The organism is Streptomyces sp. DSM 40868 (assembly GCF_011820545.1).
GTDB lineage: Bacteria > Actinomycetota > Actinomycetes > Streptomycetales > Streptomycetaceae > Streptomyces > Streptomyces eurythermus.
Genome location: NZ_CP050504.1, coordinates 4,482,415 through 4,507,246, shown reverse-complemented (window position 1 = coordinate 4,507,246; position 24,832 = coordinate 4,482,415). Strand labels below are relative to the sequence as shown.

Here is a 24,832-nt window from a genome sequence, read left to right as displayed (position 1 = left end):
GGGCCGCTCAGACGGTGGCGTCCAGGTCGCGCGCGTACTCCTCGATGGCCCGCCGGTACCGCCGTACACCGGGGTCCTCGCTGGTGGCGGCGAGCAGGGTGAGCGTCAGGCGCATGGCTTCCTCGTGCCGGCCCGTGTTGTACAGGGCCATGGCGAGGAAGGTCCGCAGGGCCCCGTCGCCGGGGAACTCCGCCACGGCCCGGCGCAGCGTGTCCACCGCCTCCGGGTACCGGCCGAGCACGCGGTAGGTGCTGCCGAGGCCCAGCAGGGCACCGCGCCGGTCCTCCGCCGACAGCCCGCCGCCCCGCACCGCGCGCTCGTAGAAGGGAACGGCCTCGGCCTCCCGGCCGAGCACGTCGTGCGTCCAGGCGGTCTGGTAGGCCACCTCGGGGTCGTCGGGGTACCGGTCGGCCAGCTCCAGCAGCCGCAGCCGGGCCTGAACGGGATCCCCCTGCCCGCGCAGCCGGACAGCGGCGGCGAGCAGTTCGTCCCTGCCTGGTTCGTCCATGGACCGGTGATCATAGAGTCCGAACAGTCCCCTCGGGAACCTCCACGATCAGCAGGGTGCCGTGGCTGCCCGGCCCCACGGCATGGGCGGCCCCGGCCGGGACGCGGTACATCTCCCCGGGACCCACCGCCACCGGGTCACCCTGGACGGCCAGTTCCATCCGGCCGTCGAGCACGATCAGGATCCCGGCCGTGCCGTGCGCTTCCTCCCGCACCGGCGTCCCGTCCATGCGCAGCAGCTTCACCGAAGCGGTGGTGATCGGTGGATGCCCCGACGCTGCCGCTCCCCGCCCGCCGGTTGGTCGACCGGAGAGTAAAGGGTCCCAGCAGCGGCAAAACCCCCTCTCACCAGCGTTTCCGCAGGTAAAAGGGGGTTTTGGGAAGTGGAGCCTAGGGGAGTCGAACCCCTGACATCCGCCATGCAAAGACGGCGCTCTACCAACTGAGCTAAGGCCCCGGAACGGCAGCGGCCGGCCGGAAGGATCAGGATCCGGCGGGTGCCGCAGACCAGAGTACCGGGTCACCCCCCGTATCCCGCAAAAAGATTGGGGGTCCCCGCGGATGACCACTCTCCGTAAGATGCTCGACGTGGTTCGCTACAGCGAACCGCGGTTTTCAGGGGAAGCGATGGGGAGACGCAATGGACGCCGCACAGCAGGAAGCCACCGCCAGAGCGCGGGAGCTGCAGCGGAACTGGTACGGGGAGCCGCTGGGGGCGCTCTTCCGTAAGCTCATCGACGATCTCGGGCTGAACCAGGCACGGCTCGCGGCGGTCCTCGGCCTGTCCGCTCCGATGCTCTCCCAGCTGATGAGCGGCCAGCGCGCCAAGATCGGCAACCCCGCCGTCGTCCAGCGTGTCCAGCTGCTGCAGGAGTTGGCCTCCCAGGTCGCGGACGGCAGCGTCAGCGCCGCCGAGGCGACCGAGCGCATGGAGGAGATCAAGAAGTCACAGGGAGGCTCCGTGCTCAGCAACACCACCCAGACCACCGGCAGCTCGGGCGCGCCCACGGTCAAGCGCGTGGTCCGGGAGATCCAGTCGCTGCTCCGTTCGGTGGCCGCCGCCGGTGACATCATCGACGCCGCCGACGCCCTGGCGCCGAGCCACCCCGAACTCGCCGAGTTCCTCCGCGTCTACGGCGCCGGCCGCACCGCCGACGCCGTCGCGCACTACCAGTCCCACCAGAGCTGACCCACGGGCCGGCGCACCGGGGGGCGGACCGGCCGGGACACGGGGTACGGGATCACCAGCGGGGGCGCACAGGGCCACGAGGAGGAGCGGCGGCTGCATGGGTGAGGTCTTCGCCGGCCGGTACGAGCTGGCCGACCCGATCGGACGCGGTGGCGTGGGCGCCGTATGGCGGGCCTGGGACCACCGCCGGCGGCGTTACGTGGCCGCCAAGGTCCTTCAGCAGCGCGACGCCCACTCCCTGCTGCGCTTCGTCCGCGAGCAGGGCATGCGCATCGATCATCCGCACGTCCTCGCCCCGGCCAGCTGGGCCGCCGACGACGACAAGGTGCTGTTCACCATGGACCTGGTCACCGGCGGTTCCCTGGTCCACCTGGTCGGCGACTACGGCCCCCTCCCGCCCGCCTTCGTGTGCACGCTGCTCGACCAGTTGCTGTCCGGGCTCGCCGCCGTCCACGCCGAGGACGTCGTCCACCGGGACATCAAGCCCGCCAACGTGCTCCTCGAAGCGACCGGCACCGGCCGCCCCCGGCTCAGGCTGTCCGACTTCGGCATCGCCATGCGGCTCGGCGAGCCCCGGCTGACGGAGACCAACCTCGTGGTGGGCACGCCCGGTTACCTCGCCCCCGAACAGATGCAGGGCGCCGAACCGGACTTCCCGGCCGACCTGTTCGCCGTGGGGCTGGTCGCCCTCTATCTCCTCGAGGGCGCCAAGCCGGACACCAAGGCGCTCGTGCGGTACTTCCTCGAGCACGGCACGCCCGGCCCGCCCAAGGGCATCCCGGCACCGCTCTGGCAGGTCGTCGCCTCGCTGCTCCAGCCCGATCCCGCGGACCGTTTCCGTACGGCCACGGGGGCGCGCAAGGCGCTCGCCGCCGCCGCGGAACTCCTGCCGGAGCCCGGCATCGACGACGAGCTCATCGAGATCTTCGACCAACTCGGGCCCCTGCCCCCCGGTTTCGGCCCCGACGGCCCCCTCCGCCAGGCCCCCGGCATCGCCTTGGAGCTGCTCCCCGCCGGCCCCCCGGCCCCACCCTCCGGCACAGCCTCGCAAGAAGGCCCGCACACCGGCACGGGTACGGGTGACACGGGTACGGGACCAGGCGGGAGTACGGACGCCCGTACCGACACGGATCCCAGCGCCTCCTCCTCCACCGGCTCCCTGTCGGACACCGGGAGCTTCCGTCTCCCCCCACCTCCGCACCCCCTGGACCCGATCCCCGGCCCCCGCCCCCTCCCGTCCACCCCCGCACCCCCACCGCCGCACACGCCCCCGGTCCAGGTGCCGGGACCGATGCCGGACCCCCTGCCGGCCCCGCCCGTCGACACCACCACCGCCGCCTACACCGCCCGCGCGCCGCACCCGGCACCCGCGGCCCCGCCGCTCCCGGCACCCTCGCCCGCGCCCGGCCGGCGGCACCGGGCGCGGCGGGCGCTCCGGCGTCCGGGCCCGCCCGCGAAGGCCGTGATCCCCCTCCTGCTGCTGGCGCTCGTCTGCTACACGGTGGGCTTCTGGGCCCTGACCCGGCTCTGACCCGGCACCGGTCCCGCCGTCACCGGGCCCGCCGTCACCGGGCCCGCGCGTGCGCCCGCCGGGCCGCCACCGTCCAGCCGCCGAGGACCAGCAGCAGCGCGGTCCCCGAGCCGATCCCCCCGACGGCGACCAGCCGCATCGCCCCGTCACCGGCACCGGCCTTCCGCCCCTCGGCGGCCTCCCCGGCGACCGGGTCCCCGAGGCCCCCGGTCAGCGCGGCGGCACGGTCCGCGTCACTGATCGTGAAGACGTCCTCCGGCACGGGCCCGCCGTCGTACGCGGGACCCTCGTGCGCCCGCCCGTCCACCCGCACCCGCAGGGTCACCTCGTACGGCCCCCGCCCGAACGGCTCGGCCAGCCGGGTGCTGAGGTGCACGACGAGGTAGTAGTCACCGGCGAACCGTACGGAGGTCACCCCGGCCGGTACGGCGTACCGGTTGGCGTACTCCACCGGCGGCAGCGGGGCGAGCGCGGTGGGCTTGGCGGTGCCGGTGTAGCCGGCGGAGGTGTCGTCGACGGCGCCGCGCACGGGGTTGTAGAGGGAGAGGGTCAGGGCACCGCCGACGTAGCCGTGACCCTGGGCGCCGCCCAGTTCGGCGGAGGCGTGCAGCCGTCGGCCCCAGTCCACCGGGACCTTGTAGAACCGGGTCTGGCCGGGTGCGAGCTCCGTCCGCCAGACGCCCTGGCCCACGGTTCGCGCGGTCGCGAACCCGGTGCCGCCGGAACGTTCACGGGGCCGCCCGGAGGGGGGCTCGGGACTGGCCGGGTCCCAGGCGCGCGGCGGGGTCGTGGAGCCGGCCCGGACCAGGCCCGGTTCCGTCACGGGCGCGATCTCCAGGTCCCACGGCCCGGGTTCGGCCCTCTCGTCCGGGCGCCCGGTGTCGAGACGCTCGACGAGCAGGTAGTACGTGCCGCTGCCCCGGCACAGCGCCTTGCCGGTCTCGCGCTGCCCCAGGGCCGTGACCGGGCGCGGGCTGATCCCGGCGCCGAAGCGCGCGGAGGCGTAGGAGCAGGAGGTGCCGTTCGCGTTCCGGAGCGAGACGCGGATGCCGTCGGTGGCGGAGACGGCGGCGGCGGGGGGCGGTACGGCGGTGACGGGGACGTACGCCGTCTCCGTGGCGGTGAGCCGGAGGCGGTAGTACAGCTTCGCGGCGCGGGGGAGGGTGCTGCGGTAGGTGTGGTGGGCGTCCAGCGGGACGGCGCTCGCGGTGTCCGGCGCACCCGCGACGGTACGGGCGCCGGGCGTGAAGGCGTAGGCATCCCCGTCCCGGGCGCCGGCCGACGGCCCGGCCTCCTCGGCCCGCGCTACGGTCGACGGCCCGGCCTCCTCGGCGCCCGCGCCGGCCACCGGACCGACGAGGGACCACAGTCCCAGCAGCAACACCACCACCGCGCACCGGGCGGCGCCCCCGCGCCCCCACGCCGTACCCCCTCGGCCCCGCACGCGCCACACCCCCACTCGTCGGACCACCGCACCGCGTCGCGGGCTCCATCCTGCCCCGGCGGGCCCTGCGCCATCCGGGCAACGCGTACACCCGTCCGAAACGTCCGGCCCCCGCGGGAGCACGTCCCCTTCCGGCTACCCCGGCCCGCGCGCCCCCGCAACCCGGGACGCCCCCCGACAACGCAGAACCCCGGCCGCTCGGGCGACCGGGGTCTGTACAGATCGGGTATCGGCTTCGACAGGGGGACTCACGAACCCGTGGGCACGGAGTCAGTCGCCTCCGTCCACAGGTCCTGCTCGGCGCGATCCGCCTGGATCTGGCGGTACACGAGGAGCCCGCCGATGGCGGCCAGTGCGACCAGGAGCAGCTTCTTCACCGCGCGACCTCGTCTTTCCTTGACGTAGGGGACCTCTGGCGCCCGACTATACACACCGCCCGATATCGGTCGGTGACCTGCGTCGGTGCCCAACTCCCGCACCCGGCGGCTTAGTAGGCGGGGTCACATGCCGTGCCGTCCGGAGCGTGACCAGGCCCCCACGGACCGTTAATTTGCTCCCTCTTCGGCCGTACTCGTCGCCTTTTAGAGGGCTTTCTCCCTTCTTGCACCCATCCGAGTGGTGTTCATCGGAACATCGACGCGCCACGGGCGTCGGTCCACCACATCGCGACCCTCATACACATCATGAACAAAGTACGCAAATCGCCCAACCCGAAAGTGAGGGGATCATGGCCCGGACCAAGGTCATGAAGATGTGGACCGCCATCGTCACCGCCTTCCTCGCGCTGTGCACGGCGCTCGGCCTCGTCTCCGCCGGCGCCGCCACCGCCACCGCCGCCCCGGCCGGACCCCGGACCGAGAGCGCCGACACCGGCACCGCGCACCGCACGCTCCCGACGATCCCGGTCGCACATCCCTGGGCCTGGTCCCGCGCCAGGGCCCTGCCCCCCACGATGAAGCAGCGGATCCGGGCCGAGGCCCACGGAAAGGCCCCGAGCTGCCGGCACCGGCCGCTGACCGAGACCCAGCAGAGCGAGACGGAACTCCAGCAGCAGACCCGGCCCCGGACCCGGGCCGAGGCGGAGGCACAGAGCCCCGACCACGCCCCGGCGGCGCTCGACTGCTGAGCCCCCGCCCGCCGCAGTACCGCAACGTCTCGACAACAAGGCGACTTGCGTACGCACCAGTCGACACGGAAGACCCCCGGCCGCCCCGGCCGGGGGTCTCGCGCTGTTTCCGGGACCCGCCGGGTGCCCGGACCCGCCGTACGCCATGCTGGCAGCGGCAACAGGCCCCGACCGCACGGAAAGGTGGTGAGCGCTGCCGTGAGCCGGCGCGTCACCGTAGTCACCGCTGTCCACGGCCCGTCCGCCCGGTTCCTGCCGGACGCGTACGCGTCCCTGTGCGCGCAGCGGCTGCCCGCCGGCTGGGAGTGGGAGTGGGTCGTACAGGAGGACGGGACGACGGACCAGGTCCGCCCGTACGTCCCGGACGACGCGCGGGTGTCCTTCCGCCAGGGCCGGCCGGGCGGTCCCGGCGTGGCCCGGACGATCGCGCTGTCCCGCGCCCGGGGCGCCTACGTCAAGGTGCTGGACGCCGACGACCGGCTCACCCCGGGCGCGCTCGCCCGCGACCTGGCCGTCCTGGAGGCGCGTCCCACCGTCGGCTGGGCGACCTCCCGCGTGCTGGACCTGCTCCCCGACGGCACCACGGCCGGCTTCCCCGGCGACCCCGACGAGGGTCCGCTGGAGCGCGGCACCGTCCTCGACCACTGGAAGCGGAACGACTTCCGCCTGCCGGTCCATCCGGCGACCCTGTGCGTACGACGTGAGCTGCTGCTCGCGCTGGGCGGCTGGATGGCGCTGCCGGCCTCCGAGGACACCGGGCTGCTGCTGGCGCTGGACGCGGTGAGCCGCGGCTGGTTCTCGGCGCAGGCCGGTCTGCTGTACCGCAAGTGGGACGGGCAGGTCACGGGCCAGGCCGCCCATGTCGACCCCGCCGAGCGAACGGCCCGTACGGCGGTCGCCGAGGCCCGTGCCCGCGCGCTCGCCGACCTCGGCTGGACCTGCCCGCCGACGGCACCTACGCCTCCGGCGGCCGACTAGCGAACGGCGACCCCCACTGCTCCGGCGCGGCAGCCACTTCCCTCGGCGCGGCGGCCTGTTCCCTCAGCACGATGGCCTGCGAGGGGCACTTCTCGGCCGCCTCCAGGACCGCCTCCCGTATCCGCGGGTCCCCGGCCGTCCGGACGCCTCCGGGGCGCACCACGCCGTAGCCGTCCTCGAACGCGAACACGTCCGGTGCCCGGTGCGCGCACTCGGCCGAGCCGTAGCACAGGGCGCGGTCGATGGAGACCTCCATACGTCCTCCAGCCGTGGGCGGTGACCTTCGGAAGGTCACTGCCCGCCGGACCGCCCTCCCAACCCGCCGAGAGGGCCTACGACCGCCCGCCCGCGGTGGCCGGCCAGTGGGCGACCCGGCGGACGGTGGGCTCGTCGAGCCGGTCGGCCAGGACGCGGACCGCCTCCGCGTCCTCCGGACCGAGGTCGTACAGGCCCGCCCGGTCCAGCCCGGCCAGCAGCACCTGGTGCCGGCGGTCCGTCATACGCTCGGCCGGCCGGGCCCACCCTGTGGATTGACTGGTTCCGATTCCCGCCCGCCCGGCACCGGTCCCTCCCCTCGCGGGGACCGGTGCCGAACGGTGCGGGAACGTCGACCCACGCCATGTCGGCGCGGCGCGGGTCGAAGTGCGAGGACGGTTTCCGGGGCGCTCGCGGGCTCATCCGCCCGGGCGCGGCACAAGGTGGCCGAATTTGACCGAGAACATTCGGCGCCATGGGCTGTCTTTCCGAGCACCGGGCCGGTGGCCTGTCCGGACGGTGTGTGACGAGTCCGCTACCGGGTTCGGATCCTGCCATTTGTCATCGCCGACGAGGAGGTTCCGGACCTCGATCCACCCCTTAACCGCAGGTCAGACGTATAGGGTGAGTTTTCCGGTCCGGACGTCCGACACGCGGGGGAAGTAAGGGGTGGAACCTTGAGTTCCGACTCAGGGGCACGCACAGCCTTCGCCGAGCGGCTCGCGCTGCTCTACAAGGAGGCCGGAAATCCTCCCCTCAAAAGCGTCGCCCAGGCGGTCGTACGGCTCCAGCGGGTCGACGAGCGCGGCCGGCCCGTGCGGGTGTCCGCGCAGCGGATCAGCGACTGGCGGCGGGCCCGGAACGTACCGGCCCAGTTCGCGGCCCTCGCTGCGGTCCTCCACATCCTGATCCCGGAGGCCCGGCGGCTGCGCCCCACCCCCGTCTCGGCCGGCCTGTACGACCTCGCCCACTGGCAGCGGCTGTGGGAGCTGGCCCTGACCGGTCCGGCCGGCGACCGGGCCGCGCCGCCCGCGGAGGAGAACCGGCGGCCACCGGCCCAGGCGCCGCCGGTACCCGGGGGCGTGTGCCCGTACCGGGGCTTGGCCCCGTACCGGCGCGAGGACGCCCGGTGGTTCTTCGGCCGGGAGCGCAGTACGAAGGCCCTCGTCGCCCAGCTCCGCGCGGCCGAGCGGTCCGGCGGCCTGGTCATGCTGGTCGGCGCCTCGGGCGCGGGGAAGTCGTCCCTCCTCAACGCCGGCCTCGTCCCCGCGATCCGGGACGGCGCCCTGAACGACGACACGGCCCCGCCCCCTCCAGTCACTCCCGTCACGGTCACGCCGGTCACCGGCGACCCGCGCGAACCCGCCGAGCGCTCCGAACCCTCCGATCCCTCAGGGCCCCCTGATCCCCCTGAACCCCAGGACCCCATCCTCCAACTCGTCCCCGGCGCCGATCCGCTGGGCGAGCTGGTCCGCCGGATTCCCGAACTGGCCGCCGTCGCCGCCGAGGCACGGCGGGCCGAGCGGGAGGCGGCGCGGAACCCGGCGCTGCCGGGCAGCGACGCCCCGTACGTCACCCGGGCCGTGCGCGCGGCGGTCGCGGCCTGGGCCCGCCGGGCGTTCGCCCCCGGCACCCGGCCGGTCGTCATCGTGGACCAGTTCGAGGAGGCGTTCACCCTCTGCGCCGACGAGGCGGACCGGCGCTCCTTCATCCAGTTCCTGCACGCCGCCTGCACCCCGCCGGCCGGCTCCGCGGACCCCGCGCCGGTCCGTGTCGTCCTCGGCATACGGGCCGACTTCTACGAGCAGTGCCTCGGCTATCCGGACCTGGCCGACGCGCTCCAGCACCGGCACATGGTGCTCGGCCCGCTGACCAGTACCGAGCTGCGCGAGGCGGTGACCGGGCCGGCCAAGGCGGTGGGCCTGGAGCTGGAGCCGGGGCTCACCGAGCTGATCGTGCGCGAGGTGAGCGCCGACGGCCCGCGCGGGGCGCACGACGCGGGCGTGCTCCCCCTGCTGTCGCACGCCCTGCTGGCCACCTGGCAGCGCCGCAAGGCCGGAAAGCTGACGCTGGCCGGCTACCGCGCGGCCGGCGGCATCCAGGGCGCGGTCGCGGCGACCGCCGAACGGGCCTGGTCCGGCCTGGACCCGGCGGCCCGGACCGCCGCCCGCCTGCTGCTGCTGCGGCTGGTCCGGCTCGGCGAGGACACCCAGGCCACCCGGCGGCGCGGCACCCGGCGGCAGCTGGCCGAGGAGTCGGCGGACCCCGGCAAGACGGAGGAGTCGCTGGAGGCCCTGGTGCGGGCCCGGCTGGTGACGCTGGACGCGGACACCGTGGAGATCACCCACGAGGCGCTGCTGCACGCCTGGCCCCGGCTGCGGCACTGGATCGACGAGGGCCGCGGCGACCATCTGCTGCGCCAGCGGCTGGAGGAGGACGGCCGGGCCTGGGAGGACTCGGGCCGGGACAGCTCGCTGCTGTACCGGGGGTCGCGGCTGGAGCAGGCCCGCAGCTGGGCCCGGTCGGCCGGGGACACCTATCTGACCCGCAGCGCGATGGAGTTCCTGGCCGCCTCGGTGCGGCTGCGCAAACGGACGGTGTGGCTGAGCCGGGCCGCGGTGGCGGCGCTGGTGGTGCTGGCCGTGCTGGCCGCCGGTTCCGCCGTGATCGCCTGGAAGCAGCGCGACGACGCCGTGTTCGAGCAGGTCCTCGCCGAGGCCGACCGGGTCCAGCACAGCGACCCGTCGCTGGCCGCCCAGCTGGACCTGGTCGCGCACCAGCTGCGCCCCGGGGACGAGGGCACGTACAGCCGCCTGCTGTCGATCGTGAACGCGCCGCTGGCCACCCCGCTGTCCGGGCACACCGGCGCGGTCTACCTCACCTCCTTCAGCCCGGACGGCCGCACCCTGGCCACGGCCAGCTACGACCGCACGGTCCGGCTGTGGAACGTCGCCGACCCGAACCGCCCGGCACCGCTCGGCAAGCCGCTCACCGGTCACGCCAGCTGGGTGAGCAGCGCCGTGTTCAGCCCGGACGGCCGCACCCTGGCCTCGGCCGGCGACGACGGCACGATCCGGCTGTGGAACGTCACCGACCGCTCGCACCCCGTGCCGCTCGGCGAGCCGCTCACCGGCCACGGGGGCACGATCTACCTGGTGGCGTTCAGCCCGGACGGCCGCACCCTGGCCTCGGCCGGGGAGGACCACACGGTACGGCTGTGGAACATGGCCGACCCGAACCGCCCGGAGCCGCTCAAGACCCTGCGCGGTCACACCGCCGCGGTGCGCTGCGTGACCTTCTCCCCGGACGGGCACACCCTCGCCACCGGCGGCGACGACAACTCGATCCGCCTGTGGGACGTGGCCGACCCGCGCCGGCCGGAGCCGCTGAGGACCCTGCGCGGGCACACGGACCTGGTGCACTCGGTGGCCTTCGCCCCCGACGGGCGCACCCTGGCCAGCGGCAGCGCGGACGACACCATCCGGCTGTGGGACGTACGCCGGCCCGGGCGCGCGACGGCGCTCGGCTCCCCGCTGACCGGGCACACCGGGCCGATCTGGTCGGTGGCGTTCAGCCCGGACGGGGGCCGGCTGGCGGCCGCGAGCGCGGACAGCACGGCCAGCCTGTGGAACGTCGCCGACCCCGCGTCACCGTCCCAGGTCGGCGAGCCGCTCGCGGGCAGCAGCGGGGAGATGTACGCCCTGGGGTTCCGCCCGGACGGCCGTACCCTCGCCACCGGCAGCGGGGACGGCAAGGTGCGGCTGTGGTCGGTCCCGACCTCCGACATGGTCGGCCGCAGCGGGGCGTTCCGGCCGGACGGCCGGGTGCTGGCCACCGCCGCCCGCGACGGCCGGCTGCGGCTGTGGAACGTGACCCGGCCGGGCCGGCCCGTGCTGCTGGGCGAGCCGTTCATGCGGGCCGACGGCGACCAGCGCTCCATGGTGTTCTCGCCCGACGGCCGCGTCCTGGCCGTCCTCACCGGTGTCCGCACGGTGCACCTGTGGGACGTCTCCGACCCCGCCCGCCCGGTCGCCGCGGGCCCGCCGCTGGCCCTGCGGACCCGCTTCATGGGACCGGACGCGCTGGCCTACAGCCCGGACGGGCGCACCCTGGCCACCGCCTACGACGACCGCACCGTCCAGCTGTGGAACGTCACCGACCCCGCGCACGCCGTACCGCTGGGCAGACCGCTCACCGGCCACCGGGGCTATGTCAACGCGCTCGCCTTCAGCCCCGACGGACACACCCTGGCCAGCGGCAGCGCGGACAGCGAGATCCGGCTGTGGAACGTCACCGACCCCGCGCGCACCGTCCCCCTGGGCGCTCCGCTGGCCGAGCACGCGGGCCCGGTGAACGCGCTCGCCTACAGCGCCGACGGGGACACCCTGGCCAGCGGCAGCGACGACGACACGGTCCGCCTGTGGAACGTCACCGACCCCGCGCACGCCGAGCCGCTGGGCAGGCCGCTGACCGGCCACACCGAGGCGGTGACGTCCCTGACCTTCAGCACGGTCGGCCACACCCTGGCCAGCGGCGGCAACGACAACACGGTCCGCCTGTGGAACGTCACCGACCCGGCCCGGACGACCCCGATCGGCCAGTCCATGAGCCCCAACGCCAAGACCGGCCACTTCCTCTCCTTCAGCCCCAACAGCCACGTCCTCGGCGTCTCCAGCGGCACCGACACGGTCCGCCTGTGGAGCCTGGACGAGGACACGGCGATCCGCCACATCTGTTCGGTCACCCGGGGCGTTCTGACGAAGCAGCGCTGGCAGGAGTACCTGCCGCGCCTCTCCTACGACCCTCCGTGCGGTCGATGATCGGCCAACCTGCCTGATTTCCCCTGGACTTGGCCCCACACAACCCACAACCTTGTTACCCTTGGCCATAGCCCGATCGCTGGTGCATCCCCCGTCGCCAGCGGTCGGGCCTTTTGCTTCCCCACCGAAAACCACCCGCACACGCAGAAGACCCCCGGCCCAATGGACCGGGGGTCTTCTCGCTGGTGGGGCTAACAGGCCCCTGGAACGTCGGCCAACTCGTCCCCGCCTCGACTGGCGGTCCGTCGGCGTTCGGCGGTGTCCGCCGCTGTTCGGCCCTGTTGGTGTCAGGTACTGGTGTCACCGAAGAGAGACGCTCTTGACAAAGCCAACACAGCGCACTAGAGCGCGTTGTGAAAGTGGGGGTTGGGCTCACAACGTCCATGAAATCGTGGAGCGGCTACGGACGTTCATCACGTCATGACTCAAAGACCAGCACCTCGCCCACTGTCCGATGAAGCCCTCTCCAACCTGCTTGGCAAGCAGCAGTTCGGCACGCTCGCCACCGTCAAGCGCAGTGGCCACCCCCACCTGACCACCATGGTGTACAGCTGGGACTCCGAGGCCCGCATCGTGCGGTTCTCGACGACGGCCGACCGCATCAAGGTCGGGCACCTGCGACGCGACCCGCGTGCGGCGCTACACGTGCAGGGCGGCGACGTGTGGTCGTTCGCCGTCGCCGAAGGTGAGGCCGAGGTCTCCGAGATCACGACGGTTCCTGGCGATGCGGTCGGTCGGGAACTGCTCGGAATGATCCCGCAGGCCGCGAAGCCGGAGGATGAAGATGCGTTTCTGGAGCATCTTGTTGCTGAGCGCCGAGTGGTCATCCGGTTGAAGGTGGACCGTCTGTACGGAACAGCGCTCGACATCAACGGTTAGGACGTATCGCGTCCGTGCTGGTCATAGCCACTCGTTGATGGCTGCGGCCAGCACGGTCGCGTGATTGCGGACGGCGAGTTTGTCGTACCTCGTGGCACCGGTGAGATGGTCCGTGCGGCCGTCTAGCTGCCCACTTCCTCAACCGACACCCTCCCCAGCTCCCATCCCACGCCACTACGGACCTGCGGGCGGAAACGGCGCCCCCTCCATCCCGGTGCCGGCCGATCCCCCGCCGGAGGCATCGTCTTGAACGTGCCGCGCTATGCGGTGATCGACTCATGGCCACCCGGCCCTATCCACATGTGGGCGCGCGTCGGCGGCGGCAGCGCCGAGCGGGCCGAAGGCAGGAGCGCGGGCGCAGCCAGAGCCGGGAAGCGCGCCCGGCGGAGCGGAGCGCAGCCGGGGCTTGAACCAGTAGAGAAAGTTGTAACTCACTCTTCAGGACGGGGCGTGAAGTCGTGAGCGCATGCCGGGAGCTCGGTGCCCTGGCGGTGTGCGAGGGGCAGGAAGAGCACCGGCTGGATCGTCCAGGTGATGCGGGTGCCGGCGTGGGTCAGGGATACCGTGCAGGGCTCGGCCCGCAGTAGGGCTCGGCGGGTGTCGATCCGGCCGTCATACATCCGCTCCCAGGCTTCGGCAGACGCGTCCGAGTCCAGTGCCGGGGAGATCGTCTGGAGGGCGACCGCTACCCAACGGTCCGCCTGGGGGGCGGAATAGGCGTCGAACGATGCCACCAGCGTCGGCTGCCCCTGCTCGGTCAGGCTCTCCGTCCAGCACTCGCACCAGAAACCCCGCCGGGGCAACCTCACCTGCATCGCGAGCCTCCCAGCCGTGCGTCGGCGGCAGCAGATGGGGGAGGCGGCCTGATGGCCAGGAGGCGGCCCAACAGCGGCGGCACGATCTCCAGGCGGGCGGACGGCCGCTACATGGGACGCGCGTACGTCACCGACACCGACGGCAATCGCGTCCGCAAGACCGTCTACGGCGCCACCTGGGACGAAGCGAACGAAAAGCTCGGCAAGCTCCAGGACCAAGAGCGTCACGGCATCCCGGTTCCTTCACGCGCCTGGTCGGTCGGCGAATGGCTGGACTACTGGATCGAGCACATCGTGCGCCCGAATCGGGAGGACAACACCTACGACAAGTACGAATCCAAGGTGCGTCTCTACATTCGTCCACACCTGGGGAAAAAGCCACTCGCCCGCCTGTCGGCCGCACAGGTGCGAGCCTTCATGGCCACGCTGACCCGGCAGGAGATTCCCGCACCCACTCGGTTCGAGGTGCTTCGTACGCTCCGGAACGCCCTGAACCATGCGATCAAGGAAGAGATCCTGACCCGGAACGTCGCGCTGCCCCCCTCCCGGAGTTCTGCGCCCGTGCTCTGGATGAACGCCGCCAGCTTCAGGAGCTGGAGCGGAAGATCGCCGGTGATCACTGGCACGAGAAACCGGACCATGACGTGATCTTCTCGTCCGAGCACGGCGGTCTGACGGATCCGGTCGGCTTCTCCCGCACCTTTGACCGCCTCGTGAAGCGCGCCGGCGTCCGCCGCATCACGGTCCGGCTCGCCCGGCACACCTGCGGCACCCTGCTCGCCTTCCTGAAGGTGCACCCCAAGGTCGCCCAGGCGATCCTGCGGCATAGCCAGATCAGCAGGACCATGGACGTCTACACCCACGTGGCCGGCGACAGTGAGCGGGAAGCCGTCGCGATGCTCGCCGAGCTGCTGGAGGACCCGCTCATCGGCTGACCGCCGCTGTTGGTGTCAAGCGTGGGTGTCAAAAGACCCCCGGCCCAATGGACCGGGGGTCTTTTCGCTGGTGGGGCTAACAGGATTTGAACCTGTGGCCTCATCCTTATCAGGGATGCGCTCTAACCAACTGAGCTATAGCCCCGCCGCGCTTTGCGGTGTGTGTCCCGCGCGCTGACTCCTGAAGATTAGCGCACGACACCGTCAGTCCCAAAATCGGTTGTCGGGGACCGTCAGGACGCCGCCGGCCGGCGCGTCACTCGTCCTCCGCGAGGGTCAGCTCGATGCCGCCCACGAAGCCCGCGGAGAGGTTGTAGATGAACGCGCCGAGCGTCGCCAGCGCGGTCGCCAGGACCACGTCGATGACCGCGATGACCGACGTGAACGTCAGGACGTGCGGAAGGGACAGGAACGCCTGGAGGTCGAAGCCGTTGGCCTCGTTGGAGCCGGTCGCCTCCGAGATGGTGCCGCCGACCGTCGAGAACACGCCCATCGCGTCCATCACCATCCACAGCACCGCCGAGGCGACGATCGTGCAGATGCCGAACGCGATGGAGAGCAGGAAGCTGACCTTCATCACCGACCACGGGTCGGCCTTGGCCACCCGCAGCCGCGCCTTACGGGTGCGCGGCGCCGTCGGCCGCATCCCCGTGCGCGGCTTGCGGACCGCGCCCTGCGCCGGATAGGCCTGCGGCGGGTGGTACGGAACGGCGGGCTGCTCCGGGTGCCGCTCACCGGGCAGCGGCGACGCCGCACGTGCCTCGCCGGCCGGGCCTCGGGTGTCCGTCACCGTTCCCCCCTGGGATCCAGACGTACGGGAGGAGTCCGTCTCGGACCCCTTCACCGGCTTCAGGTCGGTCGTGTGCGGGTCGCTCGCACTTGCCGCACGCGCGGCGGAGCCACGGCCGCCGCCGTCCGTTTCCGTACCCGTGGAGGTACCGGCCGATCCGGCGCCCGTGGCTCCGCTCACGATGACTCACTCCTCGTGCTACTCGGCCGAGGGTGCCTCACCCTCGTCCGTGCCGGTGGTCGCGGCACCCTCGGCGGTCTCGTCCACGGCCACGTCGCCGTCGACTTCCTCCGCCTCGCGCCCGGCCTCGGCGTTACGTGCGATACCGACCACGGCATCGCGCTTGCCCAGGTTGATCAGTTGGACGCCCATGGTGTCACGGCCCGTCTCCCTGACCTCGCTGACTCGCGTACGAATCACACCGCCGGAGAGGGTGATCGCGAGGATCTCGTCGTGCTCCTCGACAATCAGCGCGCCGACGAGCGAACCACGGTCCTCCACGATCTTGGCGGCCTTGATGCCGAGGCCGCCGCGGCCCTGGACGCGGTACTCGTCGACGGCGGTCCGCTTCGCGTACCCACCGTCGGTGGCAGTGAACACGAACGTACCGGGTCGGACGACATTCATCGAGAGAAGCTCGTCGCCCTCGCGGAAACTCATGCCCTTGACACCGGAGGTGGCGCGGCCCATCGGGCGCAGGGACTCGTCCGAAGCGGTGAACCGGATCGACTGCGCCTTCTTGCTGATCAGCAGCAGGTCGTCCTCGGCGGAGACCAGCTCGGCACCGATCAGCTCGTCGTCGCTGCCGTCCTCGCGCTCGCGCAGGTTGATCGCGATGACACCGCCGGAGCGGGGCGAATCGTAATCCTTCAGTGGCGTCTTCTTGACCAGACCGGACTTGGTCGCGAGGACCAGGTACGGCGCCGCCTCGTAGTCCCGGATCGCCAGGATCTCCGCGATCGCCTCGTCCGGCTGGAAGGCCAGCAGGTTCGCCACGTGCTGGCCGCGCGCGTCCCGGCCGGCCTCGGGCAGCTCGTACGCCTTGGCCCGGTACACCCGGCCCTTGTTGGTGAAGAACAGCAGCCAGTGGTGCGTGGTGGAGACGAAGAAGTGGTCGACGATGTCGTCTTCCTTCAGCTTCGTGCCGCGCACGCCCTTGCCGCCGCGCTTCTGCGCCCGGTAGTCGTCCGTCTTCGTCCGCTTGACGTAGCCGCCGCGCGTGACGGTGACGACGATGTCCTCCTCGGCGATCAGGTCCTCGATGGACATGTCGCCCTCGTACGGGATCAGCTTGGTCTGGCGGTCGTCGCCGTACTTCTCGACGATCGCGGCCAGCTCCTCGCTGACGATCCCGCGCTGGCGGACCGGCGAGGCCAGGATCTCGTTGTACTCGTTGATCTTCGCCTGGAGTTCGTCGTGCTCCTGGACGATCTTCTGCCGCTCCAGGGCCGCCAGGCGCCGCAGCTGCATCTCCAGGATCGCGTTGGCCTGGATCTCGTCGATCTCCAGCAGGTCCATCAGGCCGCCGCGGGCGATCTCGACCGTCTCGCTGCGCCGGATCAGCGCGATGACCTCGTCGATGGCGTCCAGCGCCTTCAGCAGACCGCGCAGGATGTGCGCCCGCTCCTCGGCCTTGCGCAGCCGGAACCTGGTCCGGCGGACGATGACCTCGATCTGGTGCGTCACCCAGTGCCGGATGAACGCGTCCAGCGAGAGCGTGCGCGGCACGCCGTCCACCAGCGCCAGCATGTTGGCGCCGAAGTTCGTCTGCAGGTCGGTGTGCTTGTACAGGTTGTTCAGCACGACCTTGGCGACCGCGTCCCGCTTCAGGACGATCACCAGGCGCTGGCCGGTACGGGACGACGTCTCGTCGCGGACGTCCGCGATGCCGCCGATCCTGCCGTCCTTCACCAGGTCGGCGATCTTCTGCGCGAGGTTGTCCGGGTTCACCTGGTACGGCAGCTCGGTGACCACCAGGCACTGACGGCCCTGGATCTCCTCGACCTCGACCACCGCGCGCATCGTGATGGAGCCGCGCCCGGTGCGGTACGCCTCCTCGATGCCCTTGCGTCCCACGACCAGGGCGCCGGTCGGGAAGTCCGGGCCCTTGATGCGCTCCATGAGCGCGTCCAGCAGCTCCTCGTGGGAGACGTCGGGGTTCTCCAGGTACCACTGGGCGCCGGCCGCGACCTCGCGCAGGTTGTGCGGCGGGATGTTGGTGGCCATGCCGACCGCGATACCGGCCGAGCCGTTGATCAGCAGGTTCGGGAAGCGGGCCGGCAGGACGGTCGGCTCCTGGGAGCGGCCGTCGTAGTTGTCCGTGAAGTCGACGGTCTCCTCGTCGATGTCCCGGACCATCTCCATCGACAGCGGCGCCATCTTGCACTCGGTGTAGCGCATGGCCGCCGCCGGGTCGTTGCCCGGGGAGCCGAAGTTGCCGTTGGAGTCCACCAGCGGCATCCGCATCGACCACGGCTGGGCGAGGCGCACCAGGGCGTCGTAGATGGAGGAGTCGCCGTGCGGGTGGTAGTTGCCCATGACGTCGCCGACGACACGGGCGCACTTGTAGAAGCCGCGCTCGGGGCGGTAGCCGCCGTCGTACATCGCGTACAGCACACGGCGGTGGACGGGCTTGAGACCGTCCCGGACGTCCGGCAGCGCGCGGGAGACGATGACGGACATCGCGTAGTCGAGGTACGAGCGCTGCATCTCCGTCTCGAGCCCGACGGGCTCGACACGCTGGGCGATGACGCCGTCACCTTCGGGGGTGGCGGGGATGTTCTCGTCGGCCATTGCTGGTGAAGATCCTTCCTGGTGCGGTCAGCTGAGACCGACTCAGATGTCGAGGAAGCGGACGTCCTTGGCGTTGCGCTGGATGAACTGGCGGCGGGCCTCCACGTCCTCGCCCATGAGGACCGAGAACAGGTCGTCGGCCTGGGCGGCGTCGTCCAGGGTGACCTGGCCGAGGACCCGGTGCTCCTGGTCCATGGTGGTCACGCGCAGCTCCTCGGCGTTCATCTCGCCGAGACCCTTGAAGCGCTGGATGGAGTCCTCGCGGACGCGCTTGCCGCGCTGGCGGCCCATCTCGATCAGCGCGTCGCGCTCGCGGTCCGAGTAGGCGTACTCCACGTCGTCCCGGCCCCACTTGATCTTGTACAGCGGGGGGCGGGACAGGTACACGTGCCCGGCCTCGACCAGCGGCCGCATGAAGCGGAACAGGAAGGTCAGCAGCAGGGTGCTGATGTGCTGGCCGTCGACGTCGGCGTCCGCCATCAGGATGATCTTGTGATAGCGGAGCTTCTCGATGTCGAAGTCCTCGTGCACACCCGTGCCGAAGGCCGAGATCAGCGCCTGGATCTCCTGGTTCTGCAGGATCTTGTCGATCCGCGCCTTCTCCACGTTCAGGATCTTGCCGCGGATCGGGAGGATCGCCTGGTACTGCGGGTTCCGGCCGGACTTGGCCGAGCCGCCGGCGGAGTCACCCTCGACGATGAAGATCTCGCACTTGGCCGGGTCGTTGGACTGGCAGTCGGCCAGCTTGCCCGGCAGCGACGCCGTCTCCAGCAGGCCCTTGCGGCGGGTCAGGTCGCGCGCCTTGCGGGCCGCCACGCGCGCGGTGGCCGCCTGGATGCCCTTGCGGACGATGTCCGCGGCCTCGACCGGGTTGCGGTCCAGCCAGTCGTTGAGGTGTTCGTAGACCGCCTTCTGCACGAAGGTCTTGGCCTCCGTGTTGCCCAGCTTGGTCTTCGTCTGGCCCTCGAACTGCGGCTCGCTCAGCTTGACCGAGATGATCGCGGTCAGACCCTCACGGATGTCGTCGCCGGTGAGGTTGTCGTCCTTCTCGCGCAGCAGCTTCTTGTCGCGGGCGTACTTGTTGATCAGGCTGGTCAGCGCCGCGCGGAAGCCCTCTTCGTGGGTGCCGCCCTCGTGGGTGTGGATGATGTTCGCGAAGGAGTACACGCCCTCGCTGTAGCCACTGTTCCACTGCATGGCGACCTCGAGGGACAGGCTCTTGTCCTTGTCCTCGGCCTCCAGCGAGACGACCGTCGGGTGCACCGCGTCCCCCTTGCGGGAGTTGAGGTACTTCACGAAGTCGACGATGCCGCCCTCGTAGTGGTACGTGACGGTCTTGACCTCGGCCTTCTCGTCGGCGCCCGCCTCGTCCGCGCCGCTGGTGGCCTTGGCCGACTCGCGCTCGTCGGTGAGCCGGATCGTCAGGCCCTTGTTGAGGAACGCCATCTCCTGGAAACGCCGGGACAGCGTCTCGAAGGAGTACTCGGTGGTCTCGAAGATCTCCGGGTCGGCCCAGAAGGTGACCGACGTGCCGGTCTCCTCGGTCGCCTCGTGCTTGACCAGCGGGGCCGTCGGCACGCCCATCTTGTAGTCCTGCGTCCAGCGGTGGCCGTCCGTCCTCACCTCGACGGCGACCTTCGTGGACAGCGCGTTCACCACGGACACGCCCACACCGTGCAGACCGCCGGAGACGGCGTAGCCGCCGCCGCCGAACTTGCCGCCCGCGTGCAGCACGGTCAGCACGACCTCGACGGCCGGCTTGCCCTCGGAGGGCACGATGCCCACCGGGATGCCGCGGCCGTTGTCGTCGACGCGCACACCGCCGTCGGCGAGGATCGTCACGTCGATGGTGTCCGCGTAGCCGGCCAGCGCCTCGTCGACCGAGTTGTCGACGACCTCGTACACCAGGTGGTGCAGACCGCGCTCGCCCGTGGAGCCGATGTACATGCCGGGCCGCTTGCGGACCGCGTCCAGCCCTTCGAGCACGGTGATGGCACTGGCGTCGTACGAGGCTGAGGCCGCGCCGGACTCGGTGGCCTCGCCGTTCACGCCGGCGTCGGTGGACGGGATGTTCTCGTTGGGGTTGCCGGAATCGGCCACGAAGCGCCCTTTCTGGCACAGCACGAGCCGGGCTCGTCGGCAGGTTGCCGGAGCGGCTGCGGCATGTTGCGTTGGTAAGCCTTGATCAGCGTTGCTCAGCTTTTCCCGGGCGGTCCCCACGTTGGGGCGGGATTGTCTTCCAGTCTACCGGTAGCACTGACATCGATGGGGGTTTGCGGGCACCTCAGCTCCCATGTGCCGCCCTGAACCGGTCTCGGCCGGGTCCCGATATACGGATGGGGGCTCCAAGGGGCTCACAGCGGCACTCAGCGCTTCGCGTCGTCAACCCGTGGCTACTGGCGGGTCAGAAGGCCGTCGGCGGGCGATCCGGGGACGATCCGGACCCGGTCCCCGCCGCCTCGTACGGCCACGACGGCCTCCCCGTGCGCCCTCGCGGACGTGAGGTACGTCACCCGTACGTATCGCCGGGCCCGGTGCTGCCCGGCGCCCGCAGCGGGCCGTAGCGGCGGGCCGGGCCGCCCGGGTTGAGCACCTTGATCATCCGCACGCTGCCCTGCCCGAGATCCTGGTTGAGCCGGGCCACCAGCGCGGGCGCGAGGTGCCGCAGCTGGGTCGCCCAGGCCGTGGAGTCGCAGGCCACGACCAGCACCCGCTCGTCCTCGTCGTACCGCTGCGGCACACAGTGCTTGGCCAGGTCCTCACCGACGATCTGCGGCCAGCGGCCCATCACCCCGCCCACCGCGGCGGGCGTCTCCCAGCCGCGCTCGGTGATCAGCCGGCTGATCGCCGCCCCCAGCTTCTGCGGATCGCGTCCGTCGGCGCGGGCACCGGAGCGCAGGCCGCCGCCGCGCCGGGCCTGCTTCTTCTGCCGTGCCGCGTCCCCACGCGCGCGTGCCTGCTCCCTCGCCGCGCGCAACGCCACGCGCGCGAGGTCGACACCGGAGGGCTCCTTGGCGTTCGCCGCCTTCGGGGCGCCCGGGGCTTTCGGGGTGTTCGGTGCGGGGTCCTCGGGGTTCATACGCGCTCCACCGTCCCGCCGGCCACCGCGTACCGGGCGCCGGCCAGCACATGGGGTACGTCGTCGTCCACGGCGGCGGTGACCAGCACCTGCTCGCCGGGGGCGACCAGTTCCGCCAGCCGTTCCCGGCGGCGGGCGTCCAGTTCCGCGAAGACGTCGTCCAGGATCAGCACCGGCTCGTTGCCCTCCGCGCGCAGCAGGTCGTACGAGGCCAGCCGCAGGGCGAGGGCGTAGGACCAGGACTCGCCGTGCGAGGCGTAGCCCTTGGCGGGCAGCTGCCCGAGTTTCAGCACCAGGTCGTCCCGGTGCGGACCGACCAGGGTGACGCCCCGCTCGATCTCCTGCTTGCGCGCCTCGGCGAGGGCCGCCATCAGCTGTTCGTACAGCTCCTCGCGGGTGTGGGCCTCGCCCGGCGCCGACGGCTTGTACTCCAGCGCCACCGGACCGCCGCCCGGGGCCAGCTGTTCGTAGGCCTTGTCGGCCAGCGGCTGGAGCGCCGCGACCAGGTCGAGCCGCTGCACGAGCACCTCGGCGCCCGCCCGCGCCAGATGCTGGTCCCAGACGTCGAGCGTGGACATGTCCATGGACCGCCCACCGTGCCGGCGCGCGAGCGCGGCCGACTTCAGCAGGGTGTTGCGCTGCTTGAGCACCCGCTCGTAGTCGGAGCGCACGCCCGCCATCCGCGGGGACCGCGCGGTGACCAGCTCGTCGAGGAACCGCCGCCGCTCACCCGGGTCGCCCTTGACGAGGGCGAGGTCCTCGGGCGCGAACAGCACGGTCCGTACGATCCCCAGCACGTCCCGCGGTCTGACCTGCGAGGACCGGTTGATACGGGCGCGGTTGGCCTTGCCCGGGTTCAGCTCCAGCTCGATCAGCTGCTGCCGGTCGCCCTGGCGGACCTGGGCCCGCACGATCGCCCGCTCGGCGCCCATGCGCACCAGCGGCGCGTCGGAGGCGACGCGGTGGCTGCCGAGCGTGGCCAGGTATCCGACCGCCTCCACCAGGTTGGTCTTGCCCTGCCCGTTGGGGCCGACGAAGGCGGTGACGCCCGGGTCGAGCGGGACCTCGGCCCGGGCGTACGAGCGGAAGTCGGCCAGCGAAAGATGCGTGACGTGCATGGTCGTCCCGCCGACCTCCCTGCTTGTGCTGCGGCTTACTTCTTCTCTACGGCGTGACCGCCGAACTGGTTGCGCAGCGCGGCGATCATCTTCATCTGCGGCGAGTCCTCCTGCCGGGAGGCGAACCGCGCGAACAGCGAGGCGGTGATCGCCGGCAGCGGCACGGCGTTGTCGATGGCCGCCTCCACCGTCCAGCGTCCCTCGCCGGAGTCCTGTGCGTAACCGCGCAGGGCGTCCAGGTGCTCGTCCTCGTCGAGGGCGTTGACCGCGAGGTCCAGCAGCCAGGACCGGATGACCGTGCCCTCCTGCCAGGAGCGGAAGACCTCGCGGACGTTCTCCACGGAGTCGACCTTCTCCAGCAGCTCCCAGCCCTCGGCGTAGGCCTGCATCATGGCGTACTCGATGCCGTTGTGGACCATCTTCGCGAAGTGGCCCGCGCCGACCTTGCCCGCGTGCACCGAGCCGAAGTCGCCCTCCGGCTTCAGGGCGTCGAAGATCGGCTGCACCTTGGCGACGTTCTCCGCGTCGCCGCCGTACATCAGCGCGTACCCGTTCTCCAGGCCCCACACGCCGCCGGAGACACCGCAGTCGACGAAGCCTATGCCCTTGGCGGCCAGCTCCTCGGCGTGCCGCTCGTCGTCGGTCCAGCGGGAGTTTCCGCCGTCCACGACCACGTCGCCGGGCTCCAGCAGCTCGGCGAGCCGGTCGATGGTCGACTGGGTGGGCTCGCCGGCCGGGACCATCACCCAGACCACGCGCGGGCCGCTGAGCTTGCCCACAAGCTCTTCCAGGCTGTGGACATCCGCGACGTCAGCGTTGCGGTCGTACCCGATGACGGTGTGGCCCGCGCGGCGGATCCGCTCGCGCATGTTGCCGCCCATCTTGCCGAGGCCGACGAGACCGAGCTCCATCAGTTGTGTTCCTTAGGTTGCTGTGTGGCGTGAGAGGCACCGAGGTGCCGAGCCGAGCCTAAACCCGGACGCTCACGCACAGCTGTGGGCATACGCGCTCATGCGAGACCCGCGCTGACCTGCGGAAACGTAGTTCCTCGCGGTCGTGGGCCACCCATGAGCGGGTCCGCCGCACCACCCGGCCACGGTGCCGGGCTTCCACAGGGACGCCCGGCACCGTGCACACCTGTGGAAAACGTCAGCCGCTGAGCCGGACCGGCATGATCAGGTACTTGTACGCGTCGTCGGCCTCCGCGTCCACCGCCGGCTTCCCGCTGAGCAGCGCCGGCTTCGTGGACGTGGTGAACGACAGCTGCGCCACCGGCGAGTCGATCGCGCTCAGGCCGTCCAGCAGGAACGTCGGGTTGAAGGCGATCGAGATGTCGTCGCCCTCCAGCTGGGCGTCGACCCTTTCCACAGCCTGTGCGTCGTCGCTGGACCCGGCCTCCAGGATCAGCACGCCCTGCTCGAAGCTCAGCCGCACCGGGGTGTTCCGCTCGGCGACCAGGGCCACACGCTTGACCGCCTCGACGAACGGCGCGGTCTCGATCACGGCGACGGAGTTGAACTCGGTCGGGAACAGCGTCCGGTACTTGGGCAGGTCGCCCTCCAGCAGACGCGTGGTCGTACGCCGTCCGGCGCCCTCGAAACCGATCAGGCCCTCACCGGCACCGGCACCGGCCAGCGCCAGCGTGACGCTGTCCCCGGCACCGAGCGACTTGGCGGTGTCCAGCAGCGTCTTGGCCGGGACCAGGGCGACGGCGGAGGCGTCGGGGTTCTCCGGCTTCCACAGGAACTCGCGGACCGCGAAGCGGTAGCGGTCGGTGGAGGCCAGGGTGACCGTGTCGCCCTCGATCTCGATGCGCACACCGGTGAGCACCGGCAGCGTGTCGTCACGGCCGGCGGCGATGGCCACCTGGGAGACGGCCGCGGCGAAGACCTCGCCGGGGACGGTGCCGGTCGCGTTCGGCATCTGCGGCAGGGCCGGGTACTCCTCCACAGGCAGGGTGTGGAGGGTGAACCGGGAGGTGCCGCAGACCACGGTCGCCCGTACACCGTCTGTGGAAATCTCCACCGGCCGGTTGGGGAGGGCGCGCGAGATGTCGGCGAGCAGCCGGCCGGAGACCAGGACGGTGCCCTCCTCCTCGACCTCCGCCTCGACGTTCACCCGCGCGGAGACCTCGTAGTCGAAGCTCGACAGACTCAGCTGGCCGTCCTCGGCCTTGAGCAGCAGGCCGGCGAGGACAGGCGCCGGCGGACGGGCCGGGAGGCTGCGTGCCGCCCAGGCCACTGCCTCCGCGAGTACGTCGCGTTCCACCCGGATCTTCACCGTAAGCCGCCTCCTGCTGTTGCTACTGAGTCCTCCGACTCGGTGTCACCGCCCCCTGGGACGGGAAGGACACCGGGGACCAGTCTGACGCACGGCACTGACAGTAGGTGCCCGTCGGGGTCAAGTCGGTCCGAGCGGCAGCCGGGCGCGAGAGGGCGAGTTGTGCACAGCCCCCGCTTCAAAACGATTGCCGAGCTCTCTCTAGTCGGGAGTAGTAGTAGGGCCTGTGGATACGGTGGATAACCACGTTTGCCCAGCTCAGCGCGGGTTTTTTATCCACCGCCCCTGTGGGT

The 24,832-nt window shown here is 71.6% G+C and carries 22 protein-coding genes and 2 tRNA genes; 8 read left to right on the top strand and 16 right to left on the bottom strand.

The features are described from left to right. Positions 1-7: 7 nt before the first annotated feature. The 3 genes from HB370_RS20525 to HB370_RS20515 all read right to left on the bottom strand — a co-directional run bounded on the left by HB370_RS20525 (position 8) and on the right by HB370_RS20515 (position 964). A complete protein-coding gene (locus HB370_RS20525; protein ID WP_030780905.1) occupies positions 8-508 on the bottom strand; it encodes a tetratricopeptide repeat protein in 501 nt (166 codons plus the stop codon). A 10-nt stretch (positions 509-518) separates the two neighbouring features. Then, positions 519-752, bottom strand: coding sequence for a cupin domain-containing protein (locus HB370_RS20520; RefSeq protein WP_051815588.1), 234 nt, complete (start codon positions 750-752; stop codon positions 519-521). 139 nt (positions 753-891) lie between these two features. Beyond that, positions 892-964 (bottom strand) — tRNA-Ala (locus tag HB370_RS20515). A gap of 183 nt (positions 965-1,147) precedes the next feature. Here HB370_RS20515 and HB370_RS20510 point away from each other — a divergent pair. Further along, entirely contained in the window at positions 1,148-1,696 is a 549-nt protein-coding gene (locus HB370_RS20510) for a DNA-binding protein (protein ID WP_030780911.1), read from the top strand. A 97-nt stretch (positions 1,697-1,793) separates the two neighbouring features. After that, the gene (locus tag HB370_RS20505; protein ID WP_167513007.1) at positions 1,794-3,227 is read left to right on the top strand and encodes a serine/threonine-protein kinase; all 1,434 of its coding nucleotides are present in this window, start codon (positions 1,794-1,796) and stop codon (positions 3,225-3,227) included. 34 nt (positions 3,228-3,261) lie between these two features. On the opposite strand, the gene HB370_RS20500 is transcribed toward HB370_RS20505, so the two are convergent. Both HB370_RS20500 and HB370_RS41370 read right to left on the bottom strand, forming a co-directional pair. Then, on the bottom strand, positions 3,262-4,614 hold the full coding sequence (locus HB370_RS20500; protein WP_244405584.1) for a hypothetical protein: 1,353 nt from the start codon (positions 4,612-4,614) through the stop codon (positions 3,262-3,264). 305 nt (positions 4,615-4,919) lie between these two features. After that, on the bottom strand, positions 4,920-5,048 hold the full coding sequence (locus HB370_RS41370; RefSeq protein ID WP_003999697.1) for a DLW-39 family protein: 129 nt from the start codon (positions 5,046-5,048) through the stop codon (positions 4,920-4,922). Between the two features lie 350 nt (positions 5,049-5,398). On the opposite strand from HB370_RS41370, the gene HB370_RS20490 reads away from it, so the two are divergent. Together HB370_RS20490 and HB370_RS20485 are read left to right on the top strand one after the other, a co-directional pair. Next, positions 5,399-5,797 (top strand): DUF6344 domain-containing protein, encoded by a 399-nt coding sequence (locus HB370_RS20490; RefSeq protein ID WP_244405582.1) that lies wholly within the window; start codon positions 5,399-5,401, stop codon positions 5,795-5,797. A 186-nt stretch (positions 5,798-5,983) separates the two neighbouring features. Then, positions 5,984-6,775 (top strand): glycosyltransferase, encoded by a 792-nt coding sequence (locus HB370_RS20485; RefSeq protein ID WP_244405580.1) that lies wholly within the window; start codon positions 5,984-5,986, stop codon positions 6,773-6,775. On the opposite strand, the gene HB370_RS20480 is transcribed toward HB370_RS20485, so the two are convergent. Together HB370_RS20480 and HB370_RS20475 are read right to left on the bottom strand one after the other, a co-directional pair. Then, complete coding sequence (locus HB370_RS20480; RefSeq protein WP_078637612.1) at positions 6,753-7,031, bottom strand: ferredoxin; 279 nt, start codon at positions 7,029-7,031, stop codon at positions 6,753-6,755. The genes HB370_RS20485 and HB370_RS20480 overlap by 23 nt on opposite strands. A 76-nt stretch (positions 7,032-7,107) precedes the next feature. Continuing rightward, positions 7,108-7,275 (bottom strand): hypothetical protein, encoded by a 168-nt coding sequence (locus tag HB370_RS20475; RefSeq protein ID WP_167345749.1) that lies wholly within the window; start codon positions 7,273-7,275, stop codon positions 7,108-7,110. A gap of 432 nt (positions 7,276-7,707) precedes the next feature. Between HB370_RS20475 and HB370_RS20470 the strand changes: the two genes are divergently transcribed. Next, positions 7,708-11,850, top strand: coding sequence for an AAA family ATPase (locus HB370_RS20470; RefSeq protein WP_030786428.1), 4,143 nt, complete (start codon positions 7,708-7,710; stop codon positions 11,848-11,850). Between the two features lie 420 nt (positions 11,851-12,270). Then, positions 12,271-12,729, top strand: a complete 459-nt coding sequence (locus tag HB370_RS20465) for a PPOX class F420-dependent oxidoreductase (protein ID WP_030786425.1) — start codon at positions 12,271-12,273, stop codon at positions 12,727-12,729. 431 nt (positions 12,730-13,160) lie between these two features. Here the strand turns inward: HB370_RS20465 and HB370_RS20460 are convergent, their stop codons facing one another. Then, positions 13,161-13,544 carry a hypothetical protein gene (locus HB370_RS20460; RefSeq protein WP_030786422.1) on the bottom strand — a complete coding sequence of 128 codons (384 nt, stop codon included), beginning with the start codon at positions 13,542-13,544 and terminating at the stop codon, positions 13,161-13,163. A gap of 51 nt (positions 13,545-13,595) precedes the next feature. Between HB370_RS20460 and HB370_RS20455 the strand changes: the two genes are divergently transcribed. Then, on the top strand, positions 13,596-14,192 hold the full coding sequence (locus HB370_RS20455; RefSeq protein ID WP_244405578.1) for an N-terminal phage integrase SAM-like domain-containing protein: 597 nt from the start codon (positions 13,596-13,598) through the stop codon (positions 14,190-14,192). Continuing rightward, positions 14,189-14,479 carry a tyrosine-type recombinase/integrase gene (locus HB370_RS41960; protein WP_244405576.1) on the top strand — a complete coding sequence of 97 codons (291 nt, stop codon included), beginning with the start codon at positions 14,189-14,191 and terminating at the stop codon, positions 14,477-14,479. Before HB370_RS20455 ends, HB370_RS41960 begins: the two co-directional genes overlap by 4 nt. A 68-nt stretch (positions 14,480-14,547) precedes the next feature. Here the strand turns inward: HB370_RS41960 and HB370_RS20450 are convergent. From HB370_RS20450 to dnaN, 8 genes are all read right to left on the bottom strand, one after another. Further along, positions 14,548-14,624, bottom strand: a tRNA-Ile gene (locus HB370_RS20450). Between the two features lie 111 nt (positions 14,625-14,735). Beyond that, entirely contained in the window at positions 14,736-15,449 is a 714-nt protein-coding gene (locus HB370_RS20445; protein ID WP_078637611.1) for a DUF3566 domain-containing protein, read from the bottom strand. A gap of 18 nt (positions 15,450-15,467) precedes the next feature. Then, complete coding sequence (gyrA, locus tag HB370_RS20440) at positions 15,468-18,062, bottom strand: DNA gyrase subunit A (RefSeq protein ID WP_030786417.1); 2,595 nt, start codon at positions 18,060-18,062, stop codon at positions 15,468-15,470. A gap of 42 nt (positions 18,063-18,104) precedes the next feature. Further along, entirely contained in the window at positions 18,105-20,186 is a 2,082-nt protein-coding gene (gene gyrB / locus HB370_RS20435; protein ID WP_030786414.1) for a DNA topoisomerase (ATP-hydrolyzing) subunit B, read from the bottom strand. A gap of 385 nt (positions 20,187-20,571) precedes the next feature. Next, complete coding sequence (locus HB370_RS20430) at positions 20,572-21,141, bottom strand: DciA family protein (RefSeq protein ID WP_030786411.1); 570 nt, start codon at positions 21,139-21,141, stop codon at positions 20,572-20,574. After that, the gene (recF, locus tag HB370_RS20425) at positions 21,138-22,259 is read right to left on the bottom strand and encodes a DNA replication/repair protein RecF (RefSeq protein ID WP_030786409.1); all 1,122 of its coding nucleotides are present in this window, start codon (positions 22,257-22,259) and stop codon (positions 21,138-21,140) included. The genes HB370_RS20430 and recF overlap by 4 nt, the downstream gene beginning before the upstream one ends. A 35-nt stretch (positions 22,260-22,294) precedes the next feature. After that, positions 22,295-23,170, bottom strand: a complete 876-nt coding sequence (gene gnd / locus HB370_RS20420) for a phosphogluconate dehydrogenase (NAD(+)-dependent, decarboxylating) (RefSeq protein WP_030786407.1) — start codon at positions 23,168-23,170, stop codon at positions 22,295-22,297. A gap of 238 nt (positions 23,171-23,408) precedes the next feature. Beyond that, complete coding sequence (gene dnaN, locus HB370_RS20415; RefSeq protein ID WP_030615171.1) at positions 23,409-24,539, bottom strand: DNA polymerase III subunit beta; 1,131 nt, start codon at positions 24,537-24,539, stop codon at positions 23,409-23,411. Between the last annotated feature and the right edge of the window lie 293 nt (positions 24,540-24,832).